This is a genomic window from Methylobacterium sp. J-090, assembly GCF_022829345.1.
GTDB lineage: Bacteria > Pseudomonadota > Alphaproteobacteria > Rhizobiales > Beijerinckiaceae > Methylobacterium.
The window spans coordinates 79,479-89,776 of the sequence record NZ_JAKSXV010000024.1 but is presented as its reverse complement, the minus strand read 5'-3'; the positions used below and the strand labels follow the sequence as shown (position 1 = coordinate 89,776).

Below are 10,298 nucleotides of genomic sequence, written 5' to 3'. Positions count from 1 at the left end.
TGCGCGAGGTCTTCGTCGGGCGCTGCATCCGCAGCACCAACTCGATCAGTTCCTTGCGGCTCAGCCGCTCAAGATCGCTTCGGCCCATCCTACAAAGGAATCAGCGAAACCCAACCCGCACAAGGGGGTGGGTAATTACGTCTGGGCGGCCAGTTCCTTCACCTCCGTGGCGACCACCGCGAAGCCCCGGCCCGCCTCGCCGGCCCGCGCCGCCTCGATGGTCGCGTTCAGGGCGAGGAGGTTGGTCTGGCTCGCGATGTTGGAGATCAGCCCGACCATGTCGCCGATGCGGGAGGAGGCCTGGCTCAGGGCCTGGACCAGGTGCATGGTCTGATCCGCTTCGCCGACCGCCAGCTGGGCCAGGTCGGAGGAGCCGGAGACTTGGCGACCGATTTCCTGCACGGAGCTCCCGAGCTCTTCGGCGGCGGCGGCCACGGTCTGGACGTTGGCGGCGGCCTCGCCGGCCGCACCCGCGACCGTCGTCGACTGGTTCGCGGTCTCGGACGCCGTGACCGTCATGGTCTGGGCCGTCGCCTGCAGCTCCGTCGCCGAGGACGAGACCATCCCGACGATGCCGCCGACGGCCTGCTCGAACGCGTCGGCCATCTGGCGCATGCCGGCCTTGCGCTGGGCCTCTGCGTCCAGGCGTGCCTGGACGGTCTCGGCCTCCAGATGCCGGGCCTGGATCATGTTCTCCTTGAAGATCTGGACGGCACCCGCCATCGCCCCGATCTCGTCGCGCCGCCCCATGGCGGGAATCTCCGTCGCGATGTCCCCGGCGGCGAGGTGGCGCATGGCGGCCGTCATGCGGCTGAGGGGCCGGCTGATGGCGAGGATCAGCATGACGACGGCGCCCACGGCCAGGATCGCCGCACCGGCGAGGAAGACCAGCATCTGGGTCCGCGCGCTGTCATAGGCGTGCTGAGCCTCGGCGCCGGAGGTCGCGGCGGACGCGACCTCGAGATCGACCAGCTTGTTCAGGGCGGCGACGATGCCCCGGATCGAATCGGACATCGTCGAATTGTAGTGGTCCTGCGCCGCCGCGACGTCGCCGCGCTCCGCGACCGCGAAACCCTCGGTCTGGTGGGCGAGGTAGGCCGCCCATTGACGCTCGAAATTCGCGTAGAGATCGCGGGCCGCCGCGGTCTGGATCAGGCCGGCGTAGCGCGACTGGAATGCGCCGAGTTCGCCGAGACGCTGCTGGATGGCCGCCACGGCATCGGTCTTCTGCTGCTGCGTCTTCGCCGAGAGGACGCGGCTTCCGTTCACGCGGATGCGAAGAGTTGAGGTCTGGATGCCGCCCAGGGCCTGAGCGGCGGGCAGCCGCGTCAGGCGGAGTTCCGTCGCGGCCCGATTGATGGTCTCGATCTGGTAGTAGGCCAACCCAGCGAGGCCACAGATGAGGGCGAGCATGATCGAGAAGCAGGCGATGAGCTTGCCTCGCAACGACATGACGATCGGCATTATATCTACCCAAATGAGTTCGTTGAGAATTATATCTGCACTCTCTTGTCTCATGCAAAAGAAAAAGCATGGTAAAGATTTGGATGATGCGCTCGATGAAATCATCAAGCGCGCAAAAATTTATCAAACTCGACCGAAATCATAAGTAATGAACTTCAAAAAAGCTCTGAAGCGGACCTTACGTCTATGCTCGCCTGCGACCCAACTCAGACTCCAGCAATGTCCGCTTCGTGGTCGCTGGGTGGACCGGGTTCAACGACTGGGTTGGGTGGGGAACGGACTTAGGGCATGCCTCGCCGGTATGCCTGCTTCGCATCGACCGCGAACATGCGACTTAATACGAACTAAGAGGTAGTGCCCGGCAGGCCTAGCGAATTCCAATTTAATTCAAGCAAGCATGACAATCGAGAATTTGGCGCTTTGCAACCAAGACTAGCTCAACGACGTAGTCAGTCAACTCTTTGAGTAAATTAGGCTCGTTTTGGAGCAAGTCCCTAACTAGCGACACAGAGTGAGTGGTCTTGCGGTACTCCAACGTCGACTCGGTGACGCGTAAAAAAAGGTCCGCAATCAGTTTCGCGCCATCGACTCGAACAAGCCACGCTTCATCGGAAAATGTCGGTGGATCGGCTGGTGCACCGTAGCGACGCTCCGCAGACAATTCGAGCAGAACTCTTTCGACCTCAGCCTTTAGTTGCACAACACTGACGGGCTTCACGTGCTCCAATTCTGCGGCAATCACGCGGGCGATTGCTGATGGATGTATGAGGTAGCTCTCCAGGTTGCGCCTAGGAAGAAAATGGATGCGACCGCCCGAGCGGGTCTGTAGTTCGAGTTGTTTCTCAGGAGAAAGATCGTCGGCATCAAAATTGAATGCTACTTTGCTCACCACGGGAGCAGTTGCCCCGGTAAGTCGCTCATAGATTTGAAAAACTTTGTCTGCCCGAACCTTTCGATCATGGAAATCACCAGTATGAAGTAAGGGTATGAAAAGGACCGACCTAGTGTCATCTTTAGATTGAGCCAGCAGCATCGGGAAACATGCCTCTTCCGTTTCTCCATCGACCCAGACGATGTGTTCCGCCGCGAAAACGTCGGTCATTGAAACGCCGAGCTGACCGGTGACATCTCGTAAAACCTTTAGATCGGTGAGGTCGACCTCAGTAATACTTGACTCAAACCCGCTTTTCCGTATCCAAAAGACCTTCGCATCGCGACCTGCGCTGAGTATATCAGGAGAGTGGGTGGAGATGACGTACTGATGCTGCGGATAATCCGACTGCAATATGCGTAGCAGAGCTTTGGCTGCCGCAGGATGAAGATAGCTGCTGATCTCATCAATTACTAAGACTGCACTATCATAGGTCATTGCGACGAAAAGAATTGCTATAGCTTGGGCCAGCCCCGTGCCGCTGTCGTCGAGGCTGAAGCTGAATTCACGGCGCTGTTGTTCTCGGGTCGACCAAACTCGGATTTCCAACATGCCGTCGGCTGGACTTACACTTAGGTTTCCAACCGTCGGAAAAATGGAGACAAGGTGACTCACGAGCTTTGCGAAGACCTCTGGGCGATCCCCTTGAAGACCGTTTAATTGAATTGCGAGGTTGCTTGCGTTCTGATCAAGTTTTCCAGGAGCGCCAAATCCCATCTTGCCAGGACTCGCTCTCAATGCTTGAAAGAAAAAGACATTTTCTTGCCATACCCATGTAATTAGAGCGGGGATACCGTCCTTGGCCGGCATTCCGCCGGAGCCCTGGACAATCCAAGCTCCCTCGTGGAATTTCAGGATAAGACTATTTACCGCTACCGTCGGATCTGGGGTTTCAAATGGCTCAAATCCTCCCGCGTGCCGTTTTACGACAATGGAGGAACTTGGTTCCGCCAGAGCTTTCTGAGCAAAATTTTCAACTCGTTCCTGTGTATTGAGGGATGCATCCGCAAAAATCCAGCCAACGCCGTTTTGGGCATACCGTCTTAGCACCCAATCTAGATCGGAGCCGGCATAGTCGACCTCTACGCTATGTACCGGGATTGGAAGATATTCAGCTCTCCATTCTTTCGAACTACGATGGCGCACGTGTGGAAAATTCTCTCCGAAAGAGCGCAATACAGCGCTTTTCCCAGAATTATTTTCTCCTACGAATATGTTCATTGTATCAGACAGACAAATCCAGCCGCTATCGACAAACGGTCCAAAGTTCTGAAGCCTAAACTTACGCACCATCATATAAATATACCTTTCGTGGCGTTTTATATTGTCACAGGCCTGCTCGTTTATCAGAGCGACTGTTCTGACGAAGCGGAATTGCGAAAATCCATTAAGCTAATCGTAATCGAGTCGCAATGCCGATGTAATTCTGACCCTTTGATGACTGCGGAAGCTGCCTACAGCGGCGTTCGGCGACCCCACTCGGGTTATTCCCGCTAGCGCTTTATTCTCAAAAGTTATCTTTTGACCGGTTTCTCCGGTCAATGCCAGGCGATTTCATGCTCCCTCGTCTAAGGCCCCCCAATCACACTCCCGGATGTCCGCTGTGGGTCGGAGGCGGAACGTCCGCCTACAGCCGCACGGCCGAAGTGCGCTCAAGGCCCCGCGCCGCCGATCGTCCTGTTCCGAATGAACGTTCGTCGCCCCGAGTTTTCCGTCCGGAAGCGGACCGGCGAATATGCCCATCCGACCGCCGACGCCGGCACCAAGTCTCGGATGGCCATAGGGGCGGCCGGATCGAATCCTCGGGGAGGGCCGTCGCCGGATGGGGCCGGATCGACGGGCAGGGAGCCTGCGACCGAGCGGGCGCCCGCCGCGCCCCACCCAACCCCGCCACTTTGGAACGCCTCGCATAAAGACATCTTTATGTCTTGATTGCCTCGCATCCCGTCGCCTGCTATAGCCCCGGCCAACACGCAGCAGAGAGACGGAACCCCATGGCTCAGGATTACATCGTCAAGGACATCGCGCTCGCCGAGTACGGTCGCAAGGAGATCTCCATCGCCGAGACCGAGATGCCCGGCCTGATGGCCACCCGCGCGGAGTACGGTCCGTCGCAGCCCCTGAAGGGCGCGAAGATCGCCGGCTCGCTGCACATGACGATCCAGACGGCCGTGCTCATCGAGACCCTGGCGGCGCTGGGCGCCGACATCCGCTGGGTCTCGTGCAACATCTACTCGACCCAGGACCACGCCGCCGCCGCCATCGCGGCCGCCGGCATCCCGGTCTTCGCCATCAAGGGCGAGACCCTGGAGGAGTACTGGGACTACACGTCGAAGCTGTTCGACTGGCACGGCGGCGGCCTGCCGAACATGATTTTGGACGACGGCGGCGACGCGACGATGTTCGTCCATCTCGGCCTGCGCGCCGAGAACGGCGACACCGCCTTCCTCGACAAGCCCGAGTCGGAAGAGGAGGAGATCTTCTTCGCCCTTCTCAAGAAGAAGCTCGCCGAGAAGCCCAAGGGCTGGTTCGCGGGCCTCGCCGATTCGATCAAGGGCGTCTCCGAGGAGACCACCACGGGCGTGCACCGCCTCTACAACCTCGCCAAGGAGGGCAAGCTGCTCTTCCCGGCCATCAACGTGAACGACGCCGTCACCAAGTCGAAGTTCGACAACCTCTACGGCTGCCGCGAATCGCTGGTCGACGGCATCCGCCGCGGCACCGACGTGATGATGGCCGGCAAGGTCGCCATGGTCGCGGGCTTCGGCGATGTCGGCAAGGGCTCGGCCTCGTCGCTCCGCCACGCCGGCTGCCGCGTCCTGGTGTCGGAGGTCGATCCGATCTGCGCCCTCCAGGCCGCCATGGAAGGCTACGAGGTCGTCACCATGGAAGACGCCGCGCCCCGCGCCGACATCTTCGTGACGGCCACCGGCAACAAGGACATCATCACCCTCGACCACATGCGGGCGATGAAGGACCGCGCCATCGTGTGCAACATCGGCCACTTCGACAACGAGATCCAGGTCGCCGGCCTGAAGAACCTCAAGTGGTCCAACATCAAGCCGCAGGTGGACGAGATCACCTTCGCGGACGGCCACCGCATCATCCTCCTGTCGGAGGGGCGTCTCGTGAACCTCGGCAACGCCACCGGCCACCCGTCCTTCGTGATGTCGGCCTCGTTCACGAACCAGACGCTGGCCCAGATCGAGCTCTGGACCAACCCGGGCAAGTACGACAAGCAGGTCTACACCCTGCCCAAGGCCCTCGACGAGAAGGTCGCCCTCCTCCACCTCGAGAAGATCGGCGTGAAGCTGTCGAAGCTCAGCCCCGAGCAGGCCGCCTATATCGGCGTCGCCGAGACCGGCCCGTTCAAGCCCGACCACTACCGCTACTGAGCCGACCGGCGCCCCGGCTCGGGGCGCCCCGATCCTCACCAACTCGTGAAAGAGCCCGGCTTTCCGCCGGGCTTTTTTCGTGAACGCGGCGTGACGGAAGCCTGGCCCGAGTGTGACTTTTCTGCGGCCCCGGCGGCCCGCGTGCCCGAAACCGGAGAACTGCGCCTCAACCCTCTTCCGGGACGAATCCGCCTCGCGCTACTGTGGGGCGATTCCTCAGGTGGAGTGATCCGCCGACGGCCCCGGGGGCCGGAGGCGGGATCGGCGCGTTTGGCGCCGCGTCAGGGATTCGTGGGGGCGGACCGGATCATGAGGGTCGATCGAACGGCGCGCGCCGTGGTGTGCGCCGGCGCTGTCGTCGTCACTGCGGCCGGTGGACCGGCGTGGGCCGCCGCGCCCGGAACGGACGCGTCCGCCTGGACGATCGGCCTCGGGCCGCACACCCACAACGCCGCCGGCCTCGCGATCCTCATCGGGCTGACGGTGTTCTCCACCATCCTCGCCCTGCTGCACATGCGCGAGCGCGCCCGCTGGAGCCTCCGCGACGCGGAGCTCACCCGCGAGCTCACCCGCCTGCGCGGCGCCCACGACCGCGCCGAGATGCTGCTGCATTCCGAGCGCCAGGTCATCGTCACCTGGACCGGACGCGGCGCCGGACTCATTGAGGGCGACATCGGCCTCGCCCTCGACGGACGCCGGCTCTCGGCCGACGATCCCGACCACCTCCTCCAGTTCGACGCCTGGCTCCAGCCCTCCGACGCCCGCGATCTCGCCGCCGCCGTGGACGGCCTGCGCGCCCGCGGCACGGGCTTCCGCCTCAGCCTGCGCACCCAGGACGGCCGCTTCGTCGAGGCCCAGGGGCAGGCGCTCGCCGGCCGTGCCCTCCTGCGCCTGCGCGAGACCACGGAAGAACGCCGCGAACTCATAGACTTACGCCTCACCCTCGACGAGGCGCGGCGCGGCCTCGCGGCGCTGGGCGGTCTCCTCGACGCGATTCCCCAGCCCCTGTGGCGGCGCAACCGCGACGGGGCGCTCGCCTGGGTCAACACCGCCTATGTGGCTGCGGTGGAAGCGGAAGGCCGCGAGGCGGCGCTCGGCCTCGAACTCCTCGACCGGCAGGCCCGCGACCTCATCGCCCGCGACGACGGCACCCGGACGCCCACCGGCGGCCGCCCCGCCCTGCGCCTCTCCGCCGTGGTGGCCGGCGGCCTGCGCATCCTCGACGTGACCGAGAGCGCCGTGGAGGCCGGGCGCGTCGGCATCGCCGTCGATGTCTCGGAACTCGAGAGCGTGCGCGCCGACCTGCAGCGCCAGATGGACGCCAACGTCCGCACCCTCGACCAGCTGCCCACGGCGGTGGCGATGTTCGACGCCCGCCAGCGCCTCATTTTCCACAACGCCGCCTACCGCCAGCTCTGGGGCCTCGACCAGGCCTTCCTCGAGGGCCGGCCCCTCGACGGCGAGATCCTCGATCGCCTCCGCGCTTCGCGAAAACTGCCCGAGCAGGCCGACTTCAAGTCGTGGAAGGCCGACGTGCTCGCCGCCTACCGCGCCGTGGAGGCCAGCGAGGCGTGGTGGTACCTGCCGGATGGGCGCTCGCTGCGCGTCGTCGCCGATCCCAATCCGCAGGGCGGCCTGACCTACCTGTTCGACGACGTCTCGGAGAACATGAAGCTCGAATCGCGCTACAACGCGCTGATGCGGGTGCAGGCCGAGACCCTCGACACCCTCAAGGAGCCCGTGGCGGTGTTCGGCGCCGATGGCCGCCTCACCTTCGCCAACCGCGCCTTCGCCACCCTGTGGCGCCTCGACGCCGCGACCCTGTCCGAGCGCCCCCGCGTCGATGCGGTGATCGAGGCCTGTCGCGCCCTCGCGCCGGACGAGGAGCCCTGGCTCGACATCCGCGGCGCCATCACGGGCCTGGAGAGCCGCGCCGGCCTGACCTGCCGCCTCGAGGTGATCGACGGCACCGTCCTCGACTGCGCCGCCCAGCCCCTGCCGGAGGGCGCCACCCTCCTCACCCTCATCGACGTCACCGCGAGCGTGAACGTCGAGCGCGCGCTCACCGATAAGAACGACGCCCTGGAGCGGACCTCGCAGCTGCGCGACACCTTCGTGAACCACGTCTCCTACGAGCTGCGCTCGCCGCTCACCAACATCATCGGCTTCACCCAGCTCCTCGGCGACGAGACCGTCGGCGCCCTCAACGAGCGCCAGCGCGAGTATTCCGGCCACATCATGCGCTCGTCGGGCGCGCTCCTCGTGATGATCAACGACATCCTCGATCTCGCCTCCATCGACGCCGGCTCCCTGGAGCTGTCGCGCGAGGTGGTGGATGTCCGCGCCACCGTCGAGGCGGCGGTGCGCGGCCTGGAGGATCGTTTCGCCGAGGCGGCCATCGGCCTCGATCTCGACGTGCCCGAGGACGTCGGGAGCTTCGTCGCCGACGGCAAGCGGGTGCGCCAGATCCTGTTCAACCTCCTGTCCAACGCCGTGGGCTTCTCCGCGCCGGGCCAGCAGGTCCGCGTCGAGGTCCGACGCAGCGCCACGGACCTCACCCTCGCGGTCATCGATTACGGCCAGGGCATGCCCGAGGAGGTCGCCGCCCGGGTGTTCGACCGGTTCGAGAGCAACACCCTGGGGACCCGCCATCGCGGCGTCGGCCTCGGCCTGTCCATCGTGCGCTCCTTCGTCGAGCTGCACGGCGGCCGCGTCGCCCTCGACTCCGCCCCGGGGGTCGGCACCCGCGTCACCTGCACCTTCCCCATCGCCTCCGGCACGGCCCGCCGGGCCGCCGCCGAGTAGGAAGCCTCGCCGATTCGGGAGCCTTCGGCCGCGCCGGGGTTTTGGTTAAGGATGCGCGTCTATGATGATGGGTATCGTGCGGCCCCGCGACGGCTCGCGGCCACGGTAGGAGTTGGGCGTTGAACGAGGACGGTGCGGACACGCCCCAGCGTGAAGTGCGGGCGGCCTGGGAGATCATGCTCCCCGACGAGGGCGCCACCGAGGATCTCGGCCGCTTCCTGGCCGAACTCCTCCAGCCGGGTGACCTCGTCGCCCTGTCGGGCGGCCTCGGCGGCGGCAAGACGACCCTCGCCCGCGCGCTGATCCGCGAACTCACCGCCATGCCGGACCTCGACGTGCCGAGCCCGACCTTCACCCTGATCCAGCCCTACGAGGCGCCGGACGGACGCCAGATCGTCCATGCCGACCTCTACCGCCTGCGCAGCCCCGACGAACTCGTCGAACTCGGTTTCGACGAGATGACGGAGGCTGCCATCACCCTGGTGGAATGGCCCGAGCGCCTCGGCGACCGCGCGGGGCCCATCCTCACCGTCGATCTCTCCCTGCGCGCGGAGTTCGGCGACGGGGCGCGCTTTGCCCGCATCGACGGCTCCGGCGGCATGGATGCCCGGCTGAAGCGGGCCAGGGCCCTGCGCATCCTCCTCGTGCGCAGCGGCTGGGACGAGGCCGCGCGCACCCCGATGCAGGGCGATGCCTCGTCACGCGCCTACGAGCGGCTGGTCAAGCCCGACGGCGGCCGCGCCGTGCTGATGGTATCGCCGCCCCGCAGCGACGGCCCGCCCGTCCGCAACGGCAAGCCCTACAGCGCCATCGTCAAGCTCGCCGAGAGCGTCCATGCCTTCGTCGGCGTCGACCGCGGCCTGAGGGCGCTGGGTTTCTCGGCCCCGCGCATCTATGGCGAGGACCTCGCCGAGGGCCTCCTCATCATCGAGGATCTCGGTTCGGAGCCGGTGGTCGATGCCAGCGGCCCGCGTCCCGAGCGCTACGCCGAGGCCGTGCGCCTGCTCGCCAAGCTCCACGCCACGGAGCTGCCCGGCGTGCTGCCCGTGGCCGACGGGATCGACCACGTCCTGCCGCCCTACGACCTCGAAGCCCTGGTGTTCGAGACCGAGCTGCTGCCCGACTGGTACTGCCCGGCGATCCGGGGTGCGGACCTGCCCGGCCCGGCCCGCTCGGACTTCGTCGCCCTCTGGGCCGAGGTCCTGGGGAGCATCATCCCCGAGCGTCCGACCTGGACCCTGCGGGACTATCACTCGCCGAACCTGATCTGGCTGCCCCAGCGCGAGGGCCTGGAGCGCATCGGCCTCATCGACTTCCAGGATGCGGTGCTCGGCCACCCGGCCTACGACCTCGCCTCCCTGCTGCAGGATGCGCGGGTCGATGCGACCGCCGAGTTCGAGCTGCGCCTGCTCGGGCTCTACGTCCGCGAGCGCCGCAACCGCGAGCCCGATTTCGACATGCAGGGCTTCGCCCGTGCCTATGCGGTGCTGGCAGCGCAGCGGGTCACCAAGATCCTCGGCATCTTCGCCCGCCTCGACCGGCGCGACGGCAAGCCCGGCTACCTCGCCCACCTGCCGCGCATCGAGGGCTACCTCACCCGCAACCTCGCCCACCCGGCCCTGACCCGCCTGCGCCTGTGGCACGCGGAGCATCTGCCCGACCTCGTGCCGAAGGCCGCAGCGGACGCGGGCGAGGATTCCTGA

At 65.2% G+C, this 10,298-nt stretch carries 4 protein-coding genes and 1 pseudogene; 3 read left to right on the top strand and 2 right to left on the bottom strand.

The genetic code is table 11. The features are described from left to right. Positions 1 to 138: 138 nt before the first annotated feature. Together MKK49_RS03085 and MKK49_RS03080 are read right to left on the bottom strand one after the other, a co-directional pair. Positions 139 to 1,464: pseudogene (locus MKK49_RS03085) on the bottom strand (methyl-accepting chemotaxis protein); the annotation flags it as partial. A 382-nt stretch (positions 1,465 to 1,846) separates the two neighbouring features. Next, positions 1,847 to 3,691 (bottom strand): AAA family ATPase, encoded by a 1,845-nt coding sequence (locus MKK49_RS03080; RefSeq protein ID WP_244026593.1) that lies wholly within the window; start codon positions 3,689 to 3,691, stop codon positions 1,847 to 1,849. Between the two features lie 698 nt (positions 3,692 to 4,389). Between MKK49_RS03080 and ahcY the strand changes: the two genes are divergently transcribed. From ahcY to tsaE, 3 genes are all read left to right on the top strand, one after another. After that, positions 4,390 to 5,790, top strand: a complete 1,401-nt coding sequence (ahcY, locus tag MKK49_RS03075; protein ID WP_244026592.1) for an adenosylhomocysteinase — start codon at positions 4,390 to 4,392, stop codon at positions 5,788 to 5,790. 309 nt (positions 5,791 to 6,099) lie between these two features. Next, the gene (locus MKK49_RS03070; protein WP_244026591.1) at positions 6,100 to 8,595 is read left to right on the top strand and encodes a sensor histidine kinase; all 2,496 of its coding nucleotides are present in this window, start codon (positions 6,100 to 6,102) and stop codon (positions 8,593 to 8,595) included. 176 nt (positions 8,596 to 8,771) lie between these two features. Next, a complete protein-coding gene (gene tsaE, locus MKK49_RS03065; protein WP_244026598.1) occupies positions 8,772 to 10,298 on the top strand; it encodes a tRNA (adenosine(37)-N6)-threonylcarbamoyltransferase complex ATPase subunit type 1 TsaE in 1,527 nt (508 codons plus the stop codon).

What these genes read in the sequence shown, in the direction of transcription:
- MKK49_RS03080 (WP_244026593.1), bottom strand. Translation starts at nt 3,691, where the DNA reads ATGATGGTGCGTAAGTTTAGGCTTCAGAACTTTGGACCGTTTGTCGAT.
- tsaE (WP_244026598.1), top strand. Translation starts at nt 8,772, where the DNA reads ATGCTCCCCGACGAGGGCGCCACCGAGGATCTCGGCCGCTTCCTGGCC.
- MKK49_RS03070 (WP_244026591.1), top strand. Translation starts at nt 6,100, where the DNA reads ATGAGGGTCGATCGAACGGCGCGCGCCGTGGTGTGCGCCGGCGCTGTC.
- ahcY (WP_244026592.1), top strand. Translation starts at nt 4,390, where the DNA reads ATGGCTCAGGATTACATCGTCAAGGACATCGCGCTCGCCGAGTACGGT.